Source organism: Rhizobium sp. RAF56 (genome assembly GCF_052113965.1).
In the GTDB taxonomy this organism is placed as follows: Bacteria; Pseudomonadota; Alphaproteobacteria; order Rhizobiales; family Rhizobiaceae; genus Rhizobium.
In genome coordinates this window covers 1-16,199 of record NZ_JBFRDU010000003.1, presented here as the reverse complement: position 1 = coordinate 16,199, position 16,199 = coordinate 1, and the positions used below count along the sequence as shown (strand labels likewise).

The window sequence follows — 16,199 nt, the reverse complement described above, 5'->3', positions numbered from 1 at the left end:
TTCCATGAGCGAACCCGGCGATTACTACGACCTCTCGCGCATTCGGCCCGAGGTGCTGAGCGTGCTCACTCGCATCAACGAGCTTGGCCGCGAGCGCTTCGCACCGCGGGCGCGGGCGATCGATGACGAAGCCTCCTTTCCGGTCGAGAACTACAAGGACCTCGCCGCCGAAGGCTTCCTGACGCTCACCGTGCCCAAGGAGTTCGGCGGACACGGTTTCAGCCTTGGCGAATACGCGATGGTTGGGGCTGAGATCGGCAAATATTGCGGCGCCACCGCACTCACCTTCAACATGCACAACTCGTCGATGATGTGGTCGCGCTTCATGTACGATCTGCCGACGCTGACGCCCGAGGATCGCGACGCTTTTGCGCCGCTTCGCGAGCGCCAGTTCCGCCGCGCCGTGAAAGAGCAGGGGATCTATTCCCAGCCGATTTCCGAAGCAGGCCAGAACTGGACCTCGAAGCCGGCGCAAACCTCGTGCCGGAAGGTCGACGGCGGCTGGATGATCAACGGCTTCAAGAAGTTCGCCTCGCTCGCCGGCTATTGCGACTACTATTCGATCGTCTGCACCGAGCGTTTCGAAGGGGTCGAGCCGCGCCACGAGGACACGATGATCTTCGTGGTCCATAAGGACAGCCCCGGCCTCTCCGTCACCGGCAGCTGGGATCCGCTCGGAATGCGCGGCACCAACAGCCGCGACCTGGTGCTCAAGGATGTTTTCGTCACCGCCGACGACCTCCTGATGCCGCGCGGGATCTTCATCAAGACGCTGCCGCACTGGCCGCACATGATGGCGACCCTGTCGCCCACCTATATGGGCGTCGCACAGGGCGCCTTCGACTTCACCGTCGCCTATCTGCGTGGCGAGGTACCGGGGCAACCGCCGGCCGACCGCCGCATGTTCGGCACGAAGCGCATCACCGTCGGCAAGATGTATGCCCAGCTCGCATCCATGCGCGCATTGTGGTGGCAGGTGTTCATGGAAGCACAAGGCTTGCCGTCCAAGGCACAGGTCATGCGCATGTATGCCGCGCAGTACAATGTCATGGAGGGCGTGCAGGAGATCGCAGCGCTTGCCATCCGCACCTGCGGCGGCCAGTCGATGCTGAAATCCCTGCCGCTGGAACGCATGTACCGCGACAGCCGCTGCGGCGCGCTGATGCTGCCCTACACGTCCGAGATCGTGGAGGATTATCTCTCGGTCCTGACGCTCTACGATATGGACGAGATCGACAAGGCGCCTGGTGACGAAGGCGGGGCGAGATCCTCGCTCTGGCGGGGCGAATCCGGCGCTCTCAAGGGGCTGCGCTAAGCCATGGTGGAGGAGCAGGTTCAAGTCATCGGCTATCCGGCGGCAGGACCTGCCGAGGTCTGGGCCGTTGCAAAGGATTTCTGCGACGGCTGGCATCCGGCCGTCGACCAGATCCGGGCCGAACGCGACGCCCGCGGTACTCTGATCCGGGCCTTCACCGTAAAGGGGGAAGGCACGCTCTATCGCGAGCAGCTCACCTATCGCTCCGACAGCGACCGCAGCCTTGCCTATTCGCATCTGGAAGGCATTGCCGGGGTGGAACGCTATGCAGCCAGGCTCGCGATCTCGCCGGGAAAGAATGGCGGTAGCGTGGTCGAGTGGTCGGCGAGACTGACGGCTCCGGCGGAACGGGCAACCGCCGTCGCCGCCGGCACGAAGGCGATCTTCGAACAGGGCATCGCCGCCCTTGCCGCGAACGCCGAACGCGCAACTGCGCCGGCACTGCGGTCGTCCGCCGATGAGGCGCTAGTACCGCTCGAGGAGGTCATCATCGACGGACGGCCGCAGCTGGCCCTAACGGTAACGCCTCCGAAGGAAGGGCCGCTCGTTCTCTTCCTGCATGGTATCGGGGGTGGGCGGACGAACTGGCGCCCGCAACTCCACGCGGTCGCGCCACATATGCGGGCAGCCGCGCTCGATCTCAGGGGCTATGGCGCAAGCACCCTTGGCCCGGAGCAGAGCACAATCGAGGATTACTGCGCCGACATCCTCAGCGTGGCCGACGCGCTGGGCGCCGATCGTATCGTCCTCTGCGGTCTTTCCTACGGCTCCTGGATTGCGACGTCCTTTGCCATGCGCCATCCGGATCGGCTGGCGGGTCTCGTCCTTTCCGGCGGCTGCACCGGCATGTCGGAAGCGAGCCCTCAAGAGCGTGACGCCTTCCGGCAGTCGCGCGAGGCGCCGCTCAACGACGGCAGGACGCCCGCCGATTTCGCGCCGGCGGTTGTGGATATCCTGGCGAGCCCGAATGCGGGCGAGGACGTGCGCGGAACGCTGCTTGCCTCGATGTCGGCCATCCCAGCCTCCACCTATCGCGACGCGCTCTTCTGTTTCACCCATCCGACCGAACGCTTCGACTTCTCACGCCTTACCATGCCGGTACTGATGATGACCGGCGAGTATGATCGGTTGGCCCCGCCCGCCGAGATCCGAGGCATAGCCGGCCGCATCGCCGAGCTTGCGCCACGTGCATCCGTCCGCTTCGAGGTGATTTCCGGCGCCGGCCATGTCTGCAATGTCGAGCGTCCGGCTGCCTACAATGCAATTCTTACCGAATTCCTGTCGGAGATACCGCAATGACGGCGCTTCCCAAACGCCAACAGAATCGCATCGAGCGGGAGCGCCGGATACTCGACGCCGCGCTGAAGGTGTTTGCCGACAAAGGCTATGTCGGCGCCTCCATGGACGACATCGCCGCCGAAGCAGGGCTGAGCAAGCCCACGGTCTATCAGTATTTCCCGTCCAAGGACGAGCTTTTCACGGCGATGTTGACGCAGGAGCGCGACCTGATGCTCGCCGTCTTCGAGTACTCGTCTGCCTCGGGCATGGTTGCGGAACTCTACGCCTTCTCCTGGCAGTATGCCGACATCGTTCTCAGGCCCGAGATGCTGTCGCTTGCACGGCTGATCATCTCCGAGGCGCAACGCTTGCCGGAGGTCGGTCGCGCTTACCAGGCTTCAGGACCCGACCGCGTTCTTGCCGGCATGATCGGCTATCTCACCCGCCAGCGTGATGCCGGGCGCCTCGAATTCGACGACGCGGAGCTGGCGGCGGAAGACCTCTGGGGCCTGATCCTATCCGCACCGCGTAACCGGGCGCTTCACATCCCCGACGCGCTTCCCGACCGGGCCGGCCTCGACCGCTACATCAGAAACGGCCTGCGGGTATTTCTGCGCGCCTATTCCACCCGGCCGGACACAGATCTCGCCGCCCTAACCACCCTCAAGCAGCCGCCCGCCACGGAAATGGAATGACCATGACCCTCGATGATTACCTTACCGGCACTACAAGTCGCTTCGCCACCGTGGCCATGACCGATACGAACGGGCTGCTCCGGGGACAGATGGTTTCTGCCCGCTCGCTCGCCGGTATCGCCAAGGCAGGTATGGGCATGTCGCCCGTCACCTTCGCGCTCGATCCGACCGACGTCGTGCAGTCCATTCCCGGCGTCTCCGACGATACCTCCGACTTTCATGACGACCCGCTGGTCCTCGATCCGGCGACGGTCCGCCGCCTGCCGTGGTCAAAGCCGGGTTACGACATGCTGGTGCTGTCGAACTATTCCGGCGCGACCGCCGACCTATGCCCGCGCTCGCTGCTCAAGGGGGTGTTCGAACGCGTTGCGGATGCTGGCTTTACCGCCCGCTACGGCATGGAGCTGGAATATACCCTCTTCGACGAAACCTCCGAGAGCGCCCGCGAGAAGGGCTACCGCAACCTGAAGACCGCGACGATGCACAAGAGCCACGACCTCGTGCTCTACCAGGTGCAGCAGACGGAGTGGTACGAGGCGGTGGCCGAGATGTGCGAGCCGCTGAAGATCAATATCGCGAAGATGCACGAGGAGATCGGCGGCGGCTTTCTTGAGGCCTGCATCGCGGCAGGCACCGGGCTCGAACCCGCCGACCAATTGGTATTGCTGAAGAATTTCCTCCGAGCGCTCGCGGCCCGCCAGGGCAAGTGCATAACCTACATGCCACGCTGGACTGAGGATGCCGACAGTCAGTCGATCCACGTCCACGTCAGCCTCACCGACAGGGAAGGGCGCTCCGTCTTCTACGATCCCGCCAATAAGAACGGCGTTTCCACCGCCTTCCGTCACTTCATCGGCGGCCTGCAGCGCTACATCGGCGAAATGACGCTGATCTTCCAGCCGACGGTAAATTCCTATCGCCGTTTCGCTCCCGGCACCTTTGCGCCGCCCGGCCTCACCTGGGGCTTCGAAAACCGCACGACCTGCTTCCGCATCGTCGGGCACGATGCCGGTTCGCTGCGCGTGGAAAACCGCCTGCCGGGTGCCGACACCAATCCCTACCTCACCGTCGCCGCAACCGTAGCGGCGGGTATCGCCGGCATCGTCGAGGGTATCGAGCCCGCGCCAGAAGTGATCGGCAACGGCTATGGGCGGGAAGACGCCGGACCGGACTTCGCCCGCTCCATGCCAGAAGCGATCGAGCGCCTGCGCGGATCGCAATTCGCCAGGGATTGGCTCGGACCACGTTTTGTCGAAGCCTTCACGTCGAGCCGGCAGAGCCAGTTCGACGAATTCCGCAAGAAGGTGCCCGACGTCGAACTGCAACGTTTCTTTGATCTGGGGTGATGCCATGACAGCAGACCTTCGCATGCAATTTCTCGAAGGCATGAGCCGCGCGGCCACGTTCGTGACCGTGGCGACGACCGATGGGGAAGCAGGACGCTTCGGCGTCACGGTGAGTTCTCTCACCTCCGTTTCAGCCGATGGCGACCATCCGTCGCTGCTCGCCTGCATCCATCACCTGAGCCCCGCGGGCGCCGCGATCCTCAGGAACCGCGCCTTTTGCGCCAACCTTCTGCACGAGGACCAGCAGGCGGTTTCCGACCTCTTTGCCGGGCGGCTTGCAGCAGGCGACCACGCCGCGCGCTTCGCCGGCGCGCCGTGGCTGGAAAGCCCGCTCGGGCAGCCGATGCTTGAGGGCGCGACGGTGAGCTTCGAGTGCCGGGTGGCGACTTCCGTGCTTTGGGAGACCCATCACATCATCGTCGGCCAGGTGACGGCAGTGCGCCTGTCGGAAAGTCCGGCCGCGCTGCTCTACGGCCAACGTGCCTACCGCCGCGCAGTCCATCTGGCGGCCGCCACCTAAGAAATTTCGGGCCGCAGGCACTGGGACCCTGCGACACGCAAACAGAAGGCCGACGCAAGAGAACGGCCATCGGGAACTGATAACTGGAGAGGACAATGACAGATATAGCCGCCGCGGGGGGTAACCAACTCCGCAAGAATTCACTGGGCTTGATCGCCGTGACCTTCATGGTGATCTCGGCCGCCGCACCGCTGACCGGCGTCGCCGGCGCAGTGCCGATCTCCTTCCTCATCGGCAACGGCACGGGCATTCCCGCGACGTTCCTTTTGATGACGCTCGTCATGCTCGCCTTTTCGGTGGGCTACGTGGCGATGTCGCGTCACGTGACCAATGCCGGCGCCTTCTACGCCTATGCCGCGCGCGGCCTCGGCGGCCGCATGGCAGGTGCCGTCGCAATCATCGCGCTGGTTGCCTACAACGCCATGCAGTTTGGCCTCATCGGCCTGATGGGCGGCATCGCGTCCGGCGTGTTCGCCGGCTTCGGCATCGTCCTGCCCTGGTACGTGTGGAGTTTGGCCGCCATTCTGCTCGTTAGCGTACTCGGCTATCGCCAGGTCGATCTATCGGCGCAGGTCATGGTCGTGCTGGTCCTGCTCGAGTATCTGATCGTTCTGTTGGTCGACTTCGCCATCCTCCGCTCCGGCGGCGCGAGCGGCCTGTCGTTCCATTTCTTCGACGCCACCGCGTTCTTTTCGGGATCGCTGCCGGCCGCTATCCTATTTTGCCTCGGCTCCTTCATCGGCTTCGAGGCGACCACCATCTACGCAGAGGAAGCCCGCGACCCGGAACGCACCATTTCGCGCGCGACGTATCTCTCCGTTCTGCTGATCGGCCTGTTCTTCGTCTTCACCACCTGGATGATGGTGGTCGGCGTCGGCGCCGACAAGCTGGTGCCGACCATCGGTGCTCTTCCCGATCCCAACGCGTTCTTCTTCGACCTTGCCGGCCAGTATGTCGGTGGGCCCGTGCCGGCGATTGCCGGACTGCTGCTGGTGTCGAGCCTGTTTGCCGCCCTCAGCGCCTTCCACAACTACATCGCGCGCTATAGCTATGTCGCCGGCCGCGAAGGGTTGCTGCCCGCCGTCTTCGGTCGGACCCATGATGCGCATCAAAGCCCGCACGTCGGCTCGGTCGTCCAGACCGTGATGGCGCTGGTGGTGCTCGCGATCTTTGCCGGACTGGGCCTCGATCCCGTGCTCAACATGTTCACCTGGGTGAGCCAGGTCGGCACGCTCGGCGTTCTCGGCATGATGACCATCACGTCGCTGTCGGTGATCGTCTTCTTCCGCAAGAAGGGCGGAAACAACTCGCCGCTCGCAACGCTCATCCTGCCCGCCGTCTCCGGCCTGATCATGGCGGCGCTCTTCGTCTACATCTTCGTGAACTTCGGCGATCTGACGAGCACCGCAGGCGGCGCGCTCGGCATCATTCTGCCGGCCCTCATTCCGGTCGCGGGGATCATCGGCTTCGCGATGGCAAGCCGCCTGAAATCGTCGAATCCGGCCGTCTATGCACGCATGGGCCAGAACCGCGCCGAATGAACGATGCGATCGATCCGGCACGGTGACGCCGTGCCGGATCCCTATTCAACGAAGCGGACGTTCATAAAATTACAGCCGCAACGCGCAGTTTCGCGTTTTTGGCGGTTGACTGGTTGCAGTTGAGCCCCATTTGTCTACCGTACTGATCCACAAAGATCGTTAAACGGCGATCGTTTCGACGGTCGGCCGACTTTGAATATGTGGGAGTATGTCGTGGATGCAACCTTGGTGGCGGGCCTACCAGATACGAGACGGCGCATCTTCGCCATCGTGGCGAGCGCTTCCGGCAATCTCGTGGAATGGTATGACTTCTATGTCTACTCCTTTTTGTCGCTCTATTTCGCTTCGGAATTCTTTCCTCAGGGCGATACGACAAGTCAGCTTCTGAACGCAGCCGCGATCTTCGCCGCCGGCTTTCTGATGCGGCCGATCGGCGGGTGGCTCTTCGGCCGTATCGCCGACAGGATCGGTCGAAAGCGCTCCATGCTGATCTCGGTCACCATGATGTGCGGCGGATCCTTCGTCATCGCGCTTTTGCCCACCTATGCGACGATCGGCGTCTTCGCGCCGCTGCTGCTGCTGCTCATGCGGCTTATCCAGGGGCTTTCGGTGGGTGGCGAATACGGTACCACCGCGACCTATATGAGCGAAGTGGCCCTTGCCGGGCGACGCGGCTTCTTCGGCTCGTTCCAGTATGTAACGCTGATCGGCGGCCAGCTTCTCGCGGTGCTGGTGCTCGTCATCCTGCAGCAGTTTCTGGACGAGGCGCAGCTTCGCGCCTGGGGCTGGCGGATTCCCTTCGCCATCGGCGGCGTGGCGGCGGTGATCGCCCTCTATTTGCGCAGCTCGCTTCACGAAACCTCGACCGCCGAAACCCGCGGCAAGCAGGAAGCGGGGAGCCTGCTCGGGCTGCTGCGGCATCACCGACGCGCCTTCCTGATCGTCATCGGCTATACCGCCGGCGGCTCGCTGATCTTCTATACATTTACCACATACATGCAGAAATATCTCGTCAATACGGCCGGTTTCGACAAGGAAGTCGCCAGCTTGACGATGACGACGGTGCTGTTCGTCTACATGCTGATGCAGCCGCTGTTCGGTACCCTGTCGGACAGGATCGGCCGCCGCAATTCGATGCTGATTTGGGCCGCCCTTTCCGTGCTCACGACCGTGCCGCTGCTGACGGCGATCGGCACGACGAACAACGCTTACAGCGCTTTCCTTCTCGTGATCGCCGCTCTTGCGGTCGTCAGCCTCTACACCTCGATCAGCGGCATCGTGAAGGCGGAGATGTTTCCGGCGCAGGTGAGGGCGCTCGGGGTCGGGTTCGCCTACGCGATCGGGAATGCGCTTTTCGGCGGAACGGCAGAGTATGTCGCGCTCTGGTTCAAGTCGGTCGGCCACGAGGCGTGGTTCTTCTGGTACGTGACGGCCATGATGGCTATCGCCCTGATCTCCGCCATCCTCATGCCGGACCCCCGCCGGGGCGGCTACCTGCAGGGCGAAGGAACGACCGATTGATCCTATGGGTCAGGACAATTCCCTAGATCGCGATTGGCGGCCGCGCTGACTTTCGGGGCCGTATGGGGGTCGGGGGGATCGAGGAGGCGAGATCGAACCGGGTGACGGCGTCCGCGGTCACCGCGCGGTGTGACCGTTCGTTTTGAAGCTCTTCGTCGATGATTTGGCGCATGCCGGATTTAAATCTTTCCTCGCTGAACCACCCGGCATGGGTTCGGATGGCTTGCGGCGAAAACGAGCGTTCGGTCGCCTCGAATTCCAATACGGCATCGATGAGCGCCTCGACCGACTGCTCGTCGAAGAGGATGCCGGTGCGGCCTGGCACAACCGTTTCCAATGCCCCGCCGCTTCCGAACGCGATAACCGGCCGTCCGCTTGCCATCGCCTCGACGGGGACGATGCCGAAATCCTCCTCACCGGGAAAGATCAGCGCACGGCAGCGGGCAAGCTTGTCCTTGAGCTCCGAGAACGCTACCCGGCCGAGAAATTGGACCGTCGGGCCGGCCTGGCGCTTGAGCTCGGCGATGCCCTTTCCCTCTCCGATCACCACGAGGTTGCGTCCCATTTTGGTGAAAGCGGCGACGGCGATGTCGAGGCGCTTGTAAGGGACGATCTGCCCGGCACAGAGATAGAAGTCCCCAATCTCTCTCGAAGGCGCGAAGTCTGCGACGTTGACGGGAGGATAAAGAACCGTGGCTGGGCGCCGATAGTATTTCCTGATGCGTGCCGCGACATGGTGGGAATTCGCGACGAACCGGTCGACGCGCGTGCTGGTGTTGACGTCCCAGGATCGCAGCATCGGCGCCATGAACGGCATTGCAATGCGCTGTAACCGCCCGGCGGTCGAAAGATAGGTTTGATAGTGATCCCATATATAGCGCATGGGCGAATGGCAGTAACAAATATGCGGCGTGTGAGGCTGCGGAATGATCCCCTTCGCCGGCCCCGATTCGCTCGACAGGATCAGGTCGTAGCCGCTGAGGTCGAAACTCTCGAGCGCGAAGGGCATGAGCGGCAACAGCGATTGGTAGTTGCGAACGGCACCCGGAATACGTTGCAGGAATGAGGTTTTGACCGTGTGGCTTCTGATTTTTTCCGATACCCGGCTTGGGTCGTAGACGAGGGTGAATATGTCGGCGTCTGGATAGAGATCGCAGAGCGCCTCCACGACCTTCTCGCCGCCGCGCATCGAAACGAGCCAGTAATGAACGATGGCCACGCGCATGTTGAGGCTCCCACATCAAGTCGTGAATTGTCGATCGGATGCTTGCGTAAATAGCTGCAGCAATTGTTGGACGTCGCTGCGCGCGTCTCTCACCACCCTCTCGCGTTCATCGGCGGGGATCCCTTCCTTTGCCGTTTGGCAGAGAAGATCGATCGTCGTTTCGGCGCTCGTTACGGCCACGTCACAGAGAAACGCTTCGCGATGAACGGACTGCATGAAGGAGCGCAGTTTTTGATCCCAGGCGAGGCCGACGGAGGGTACGCCGAAGGAATAGGCGGCGATGATGGCATGCAGGCGATAGGCGACGAGGACTTCGAGACCAGAAATGATGGCGCACAATTCATCCGGAGTTCGCTGGACCGGAAAGGAGATCGCCTCGCCGCCGGCGGCGGCCATCCGCGCTCGAAGGCTCTGGAGATAGACGATGTCCTCGGGGCTGCCGTTTGTGAACGCGACCACATGGAAACCCCTGCCGACCAAGCCCTTCACCAGATCCAGATACCAATTTTCGAGATGGGCGCGACCTGGCGCGTGATCGGCATGATAGCTGATCGCGATATGGCTCATCACCCCGATACCCGCGACCGGGCGATCCGTTTCGTGGATATTCGAACGTGGTATGAAATCGGATGCCAGCAGGCCTGGATCGCGGACGACAACGGCCTCACGACCGCTGTGAACGCCGAATTTCTCATCCCACAGCTGTTTCGACGTCCGATCCCGAACGAAGACGCCGCGCAGCAACGGGCTTGAGAATGCTTGTCTGACCATCGCCAGCCCGCGCGGCGTCCAGCTTTTCGCGACGCCGGATGCGTAGACGGCGAAAGGAAGAGAAAGACGTTCGGCCTCTTCGACGGCCAATGCGAGCTTCGTCGGGAAATTGAGGTCGATATCTGAAAGCAGATTGCCTCCGCCGATGACCACCCCGTTTGCGCCGGCGAGATGCCGGGCAAAATGGGGGCGCCAGCTCTGCCTTGCCTTGATGGCGAGGGGGAGGCGCACCAGCTGTTGGCGCAGTTGCCCGGGCATCAGATCGAGCGCCGAGAGGATTTGCTTGCGGCCAGCCATGGCGTCGCCATAGGCTCGGCGGCCGGCGAGATCGATCGACCAGGTATCGCTGTCCGCTCCGAGCGCGATCAGCGTCTTCTCCAGGCATTCCGAAAGCAAGCCGTCGCCGAGATTGGGGCTGTATTTTGCATTGAAGAGCCTGAGCCGCGGCGCTTCGTCGCTACTCGTCCAGTCCGAGGCCGGTCCGGAGCGTTCAATCGACGGCAGGTCGGCGAAAGGCTCTAGCCTTTCGGATCCGCTTCTCATCCGCGTCTCGTGAACGTCAGAACGCATCGTGGTCCATCCTCAAGGGTTGGGCTACAGAAAGGGTCAGGCGTAGTTCGCGGCGTGATTTTCCTGCAAGCAGCTTGCGTAGCAGTCGAGCAATCCGTCTCGCCACTCTTCAGGCGTTGTCGAAAGTTTGGCTGTTCGTCGGTAGGCTTTCTCGCTCATTGCCCGGATCTCTTCGGTCGGCGCCTCGGCAAGCTTGCGGATAGCGGCGGCGAAGGCGTCTGGATCCGAGGTATCGCAGGCGAGCCCGATGCCAGCGGCGGCGATCTCGTCGGCCAGATACGCCTTTTTCGAGATCAGAACCGGAATGCCGCTGAGGGAGGCTTCCATAGCCACGAGCCCGAAGGGTTCAGGATATCGGGTCGGCATCAGCAATGCCCGTGCCGAGCGCACCGCGGCCGCGATTTCACCGTGGTCCAGCCAGCCCAGTACGCGAATTTTGCCGCCGCGTGCCGATATGCTGTCACGAAGCGGTCCGTCGCCGATGACGGTAAGTCCCACCCCGGCACGGGTCGCGGCCTCGATAGCGTCCTCTATTCCTTTTTCGGGTGTCAGCCTGCCGATGAAGAAGAAGTCCTTGTTGTCCTCCGCCTGGATGCGCTCCTGACTGTAGGGAGTGATCGGATTGCGAATTGTCTGGAGGATCTCGGCGGGGTAGCCGGACCTTCGGAACAAGGGCGCCATTTTTTCGTGGAGAAGAATGACGGCGTGTGGGAGGGCGTCGCCGCGGATGAGGGTCGAGCGCAACCGCGCCGAACGGCCCATGCGCCAGACTTTTTGCGCGTAGCTTCTCTTGTCGCAATTGCTGAGCATGCAAGCGCCGCTCAACGGGCGGCAGTCGCAGGCCACTTCGGAAGGGTAGTGGTAAAAAGCACCATTCGGACAGGCGAGAAAATAGTCATGCGCGTGCAGGACAGTGCGGCGAGCGACCGGAGACAGGGCAACAAAAATGGAGGGCGAGAGGATCTTTGACCAGCCGTGGACATGATAGATCGTGCGCTCGGTATCGTGGTTACGGATCCAGCGCTCGATCATTCCCTTGGCCGTGGCATTGTGCAGGCCCGCAAACAGCGTCCGGTACCGGCTGCCGGTCAGAATATGCTCGCCGCCAAGTGCAACGACGTCGACATCGAGCGCTCGGAGTTCTGGGTTTGCCCCGTCGTCACCGCAAAGATAGGTGACGGGAACGCCGAATTGTCGAAAGAGCCGCACCGACAACAATGCGAGGCCCGTCGCACCGCCCCTGGCGAGGGAGATGTCGTTGATGACGACGATGCGATCGAAGGCGGCGCCGCCGTTTCGGCGGTACCGTTCGATCGGTTCGATGGGGGCGACGGCAGCGCCGGGAGGTGGCGGGCCGCCTTGTTCAAAGGCAATTCCGAACTCGGATACCGTCATTTATGGATCCCCGCGCGTGTCATGCGGCGCACAACATCAGCACACAGTGTAACTATGGAGCGCGCGCGGGTTGGTGATTGTGATGAGGCCGGGCGAGAGGTTCACGATGCGGCTGCGCTCCCACTCTCTGAGGCATCTATTGACCTTCTCTCGAGATGCGGGAAGCATCGATGCTAGCTGGTGCTGGGAGATGTTGATGGTGGTCATCGTGCGCCCGATATTGGGGTCCCTCGAAGATAATCGAATCAGCGTATTGGCCAGGCGTGACGCGACACTGATCGCTGTCAGGCCGACAACTCTGCTTTCCAGTTCGGTTATGCGGCGCAGGACATAATAAAGAAGATCTCTGGAGAGCTGGGGATCCTGACCCAGCGCATCCTTTATGATCTTCCCGTCCAAAGCCCATATTTCGCAGTTTGTCAGCGCATACACTTCAAAGAGAGGCTTCGATCGCCCCAGAATCTCAAGTTCGCCAAAAATACCACCGGAAGAGGAAGTTGCCATGACGAACTCGCGCCCGTCCACGAGGTAGGTCACTACCTTCGCCAGGCCATCGTGCACAAGATATATATAGTTCGAGACGTCGTCTCTTCTAAGTATCCCGTCTCCCTTTGCGTAATATTTTACGATTTTAGAGTTTAGAAGCCGGCTGCTGTATTCCTGTCCGATAGTTTCGAAGTAGTCTATTTCGCCAGTGCTGTATACTGCTTGCAGAGTACGATTCTCATTTGGCATTTGGGACCCCTAATAATTTGACCAAGTCAAGTTAAAGTTGGGTGTCCCCCCCTAGATAAACGTGAAGCGACATCTTTTGCTGTTCCGCTCCTCGCCATATTAGAAGAGTATATTGAAAGGATGTCGTTGACTATGACCTTGGTCACAGACACGCCTAAGCGAAAGGGCGTATCTTTGCGCATCGCACCATAAGTGTCTCTGTGGAAAGAGGGTTTTGCATGGCCAGAATTCTTCAGAAAATGTATTTGGCGAGGGACAATTCTAGCGCGCTTATTCCAGAAGATTCATCCATATCTAGAGTATATGCATTAGGCGGATCGTATAAGAGACTTATCGATATTGTGCTGGCTTCGGTAGCGCTCGTCTTGGCAATCCCGATTTTTGCCATCGTCGCCGTCGCCATCAAGCTTTGCGACAGAGGACCGATCTTCTTCAAGCACGAGCGCGTCGGGCTCGGCGGGAAGACATTTTCGTGCATGAAGTTCCGAACGATGCGGGTCCGATCGGAAATTCATCTGATGCAATACCTTGAGGCCGATCCGACGGCGGCGGAAGAGTGGAACTCAAAACAGAAGCTATCGAACGACCCCCGCATCACGGCTATCGGTGGCTCCCTCAGGCGTTCCAGCATTGATGAACTACCGCAACTGATCAATGTGCTGAAGGGCGACATGAGCCTCGTTGGGCCACGTCCGGTTACGACCGAAGAGATGGCTCGCTACGGCCGCGATGCATCCTACTATCTCTCCGCCCGCCCGGGCTTGACCGGGGCTTGGCAGGTCAGCGGTCGAAATGACGTTCCATATGCGCAACGGGTCCTTATGGATGCCGAATACTGCCGAACGTGGTCACTGTTCGGAGACATATCCATCATGCTGCGCACCGTGCCCGCCCTGTTTGCGCAGCGTGGTTCTTATTGATGCGGCGCCGGCGTTTGCTCATGGCGAGACAACTCCGACGCGGCGGTAGGCGTTCATATGAGTATTGAACCGATCGGCATCTTTCTCGCAATCGCCGGCCTCTACGTGGTCGTGGCCGGGCTGGCGGCTGGCGCATATGTGCTCTGCATCGCCATGCTGCTTGGGGCCGCCGCCGCCCTGCTTCTTCCATCTCTTGGAGGATCGAGCATTCAACCGGCACATTTCATGCTGGCCTTCCTCGCGCTTGCCGTCCTTTTGCGCCCCAGAACCCTCGCTGCCTGTCTGTCTTCACTGAGCTATCCGGGTCCCGGTTTCTGGTTTACGGTTTTCACGCTCTATTCCGTCCTGACCGCCATTTTCCTGCCACGGATTTTTGAAGGCGCCACCGTCGTCTATTCTCTGGCGCGCAGCGACGATATGCGCGGTATTCTGAGCACGCCGCTTTCGGCTGGCACCAGCAATCTCACGCAGTCCATCTATATGATCGGCAGCCTCGTTTGTTTTGCGATTTTCGCCGCTTACGCTCGCCTCGGTGGCGCTGCCGTCATGGCAAGGGCGCTCACCCTTGCCGGCGCGGTCTGCATATTCTTCGCGATTGCCGATGTCGTCACCTACCAGACCAACACCGCGGACCTCCTTTCCGTCATCCGCAACGCCAACTACCGCATGTTGAACGACGGCGAGATCCAGGGGTTCAAGCGCATCGTCGGTTCGTTCCCGGAGGCGGGTACTTTCGGATATTTCGCTCTTGCACTGTTCACGTTCGTGCTGATGCTCGGCCTTGAGTCCTTCCCGACGCCCTTTCTGGCGCCGGTTGCGATCTCACTCGGTATCGCACTCATTCTCAGCACGTCGACGACGGCCTATGTGGCAAGCGCGATCACCGCGCTTATGGTTCTTGGCTTCTGCGTCGTGCGGATCCTGAGGGGGAAGGGGACGTCGCGGCACCTTGCCTATGCGGTTGGTTGCGTCTTTGCCCTGCCGCTGGTCATCATGGCTTTGATGCTGATCCCGTCGGTATGGGAAAGCATCAGCGGGCTTGCTCACGCGACATTGACGACAAAGCTCGAGTCCCAATCCGGTGCCGAGCGCATGCGTTGGAACGCGCAGGCGCTCAGTGCCTTCGTCGATACCAACGGAATGGGAGCCGGGCTCGGCAGTATCAGGGCATCGAGCTTCGTAGTCGCCCTGCTTGCCAACGTCGGCGTTCCCGGCACGATCCTGTTTGTCATTTTCGTGTACAGCCTCATTCGCGCCGTCGCGAAACAGAAGAACAGCCAGGGTGTCGATGGGGTGGTCGGCCTGGCGGCAATGTTGTCGTGCCTCGCCCAGATCACGGCGGCAGTGATTTCCGCAAGCGCGGTCGATCTTGGTCCGCTCTTTGCGATCACGGCCGGCCTTGCCGCGGCTTATGGCATTGGCCCGCTGCACGCCCCAGCGCAAACCGCGCTTTCCAAGCCTTTCCCGCTTTTCGATCTGCAATCCGGTTCGCCGATGTGGCTGGCCGGCGCATCGCAGGCGGATTACGCACCATACAATGGAGGTGATGGCCGTGTATAACCGTCCCGCACCGTTCACCTACCAGCCGCTCCCGACGACGGCGGCCCATGAACGGCCGCTCGATATTAAGGCACTGTTGCACGTACTCTATTCCAACGCGTTGACGATCCTCGGCTCCGCCGCTCTCTTCGGCGCCTTGGCGCTCATTTATATCTTGATTACGCCGCCGACGTTCTTGGCGAGCGCCCAACTGATGATATCAGCGCAGAAAATTGGCGCGGCGGACGACCAGCCCACGGCGGCGGACGAGGTGATCGTCGAAAGCCAGATGGAAATCATCAAGTCCGGCGAGGTTCTGCGCGGCGTGGTGACGGATCTTAAGCTTGCCTCCAATCCGGAATTCGCCGCGGGCGGCTTTTCGATCGGCGAGGCATTGCATTCGCTGCTCGCCATGCTGTCGTCCAGCAAGAGCGGCGATGGGCAGGCAGCCGTGAGCGAGGATGCGGCTGAGAACGAGCTGGTGGTGGAACTCAGACGCCAGCTCTGGGTCCGCAGGGTCGGTCAGTCCACCGTGATGGAGGTGTCGGCCGGCTCGACTGATCCTCAGATGGCCGCGGCGATTGCCAATTCCGTGGCCCAGCATTTCATCAGCCACGATATCGCGACGAGATCGCAATCCGCGCAACGTTCGAGTGACTGGCTCGCCGAACGCGTTGCACACCTGAAAGCCGATGTCCTCGTGGCCGATCGGGCTGCGACGCAATTCCAGGCAGCGGGTGATCCCGGCGATAAATTCAAACTGGCCGAGCTGAAGAGTGCGGCGGACACCGCACGCCGTCTCTATGAGACATATCTTCTGAACCTTTC

At 61.4% G+C, this 16,199-nt stretch carries 14 protein-coding genes; 10 read left to right on the top strand and 4 right to left on the bottom strand.

Translation table 11 applies throughout. The features are described from left to right. Positions 1-4 precede the first annotated feature (4 nt). The 7 genes from AB4048_RS03300 to AB4048_RS03270 all read left to right on the top strand — a co-directional run bounded on the left by AB4048_RS03300 (position 5) and on the right by AB4048_RS03270 (position 8,216). Positions 5-1,315 (top strand): acyl-CoA dehydrogenase family protein, encoded by a 1,311-nt coding sequence (locus AB4048_RS03300; protein WP_442200498.1) that lies wholly within the window; start codon positions 5-7, stop codon positions 1,313-1,315. A gap of 3 nt (positions 1,316-1,318) precedes the next feature. Then, positions 1,319-2,614 carry an alpha/beta fold hydrolase gene (locus AB4048_RS03295; RefSeq protein WP_442200497.1) on the top strand — a complete coding sequence of 432 codons (1,296 nt, stop codon included), beginning with the start codon at positions 1,319-1,321 and terminating at the stop codon, positions 2,612-2,614. Continuing rightward, positions 2,611-3,288 carry a TetR/AcrR family transcriptional regulator gene (locus AB4048_RS03290; protein ID WP_442200496.1) on the top strand — a complete coding sequence of 226 codons (678 nt, stop codon included), beginning with the start codon at positions 2,611-2,613 and terminating at the stop codon, positions 3,286-3,288. The genes AB4048_RS03295 and AB4048_RS03290 overlap by 4 nt, the downstream gene beginning before the upstream one ends. Next, positions 3,285-4,634, top strand: a complete 1,350-nt coding sequence (locus AB4048_RS03285; protein ID WP_442200495.1) for a glutamine synthetase family protein — start codon at positions 3,285-3,287, stop codon at positions 4,632-4,634. The genes AB4048_RS03290 and AB4048_RS03285 overlap by 4 nt, the downstream gene beginning before the upstream one ends. A gap of 4 nt (positions 4,635-4,638) precedes the next feature. Beyond that, positions 4,639-5,154, top strand: a complete 516-nt coding sequence (locus AB4048_RS03280) for a flavin reductase family protein (protein ID WP_442200494.1) — start codon at positions 4,639-4,641, stop codon at positions 5,152-5,154. A gap of 95 nt (positions 5,155-5,249) precedes the next feature. Further along, entirely contained in the window at positions 5,250-6,695 is a 1,446-nt protein-coding gene (locus AB4048_RS03275; protein ID WP_442200493.1) for an APC family permease, read from the top strand. 213 nt (positions 6,696-6,908) lie between these two features. Beyond that, the gene (locus AB4048_RS03270; protein WP_442200492.1) at positions 6,909-8,216 is read left to right on the top strand and encodes an MFS family transporter; all 1,308 of its coding nucleotides are present in this window, start codon (positions 6,909-6,911) and stop codon (positions 8,214-8,216) included. A gap of 22 nt (positions 8,217-8,238) precedes the next feature. Here the strand turns inward: AB4048_RS03270 and AB4048_RS03265 are convergent, their stop codons facing one another. The 4 genes from AB4048_RS03265 to AB4048_RS03250 form a co-directional block, all read right to left on the bottom strand. Then, positions 8,239-9,441: a glycosyltransferase gene (locus AB4048_RS03265; protein WP_442200491.1), complete on the bottom strand. Its 1,203-nt coding sequence runs from the start codon at positions 9,439-9,441 to the stop codon at positions 8,239-8,241. 15 nt (positions 9,442-9,456) lie between these two features. Continuing rightward, entirely contained in the window at positions 9,457-10,755 is a 1,299-nt protein-coding gene (locus tag AB4048_RS03260; protein ID WP_442200490.1) for a polysaccharide pyruvyl transferase family protein, read from the bottom strand. Between the two features lie 63 nt (positions 10,756-10,818). After that, on the bottom strand, positions 10,819-12,177 hold the full coding sequence (locus tag AB4048_RS03255) for a glycosyltransferase family 4 protein (RefSeq protein ID WP_442200489.1): 1,359 nt from the start codon (positions 12,175-12,177) through the stop codon (positions 10,819-10,821). 36 nt (positions 12,178-12,213) lie between these two features. Beyond that, positions 12,214-12,912, bottom strand: coding sequence for a Crp/Fnr family transcriptional regulator (locus AB4048_RS03250; protein ID WP_442200488.1), 699 nt, complete (start codon positions 12,910-12,912; stop codon positions 12,214-12,216). A gap of 218 nt (positions 12,913-13,130) precedes the next feature. Here AB4048_RS03250 and AB4048_RS03245 point away from each other — a divergent pair, with 218 nt between their 5' ends. The 3 genes from AB4048_RS03245 to AB4048_RS03235 form a co-directional block, all read left to right on the top strand. Next, a complete protein-coding gene (locus AB4048_RS03245; protein WP_442200487.1) occupies positions 13,131-13,832 on the top strand; it encodes a sugar transferase in 702 nt (233 codons plus the stop codon). Between the two features lie 57 nt (positions 13,833-13,889). Continuing rightward, a complete protein-coding gene (locus AB4048_RS03240; RefSeq protein ID WP_442200486.1) occupies positions 13,890-15,392 on the top strand; it encodes a hypothetical protein in 1,503 nt (500 codons plus the stop codon). Continuing rightward, the coding region (locus tag AB4048_RS03235) for a Wzz/FepE/Etk N-terminal domain-containing protein (RefSeq protein WP_442200485.1) at positions 15,385-16,199 on the top strand (815 nt) is incomplete at its 3' end. The genes AB4048_RS03240 and AB4048_RS03235, both read left to right, overlap by 8 nt.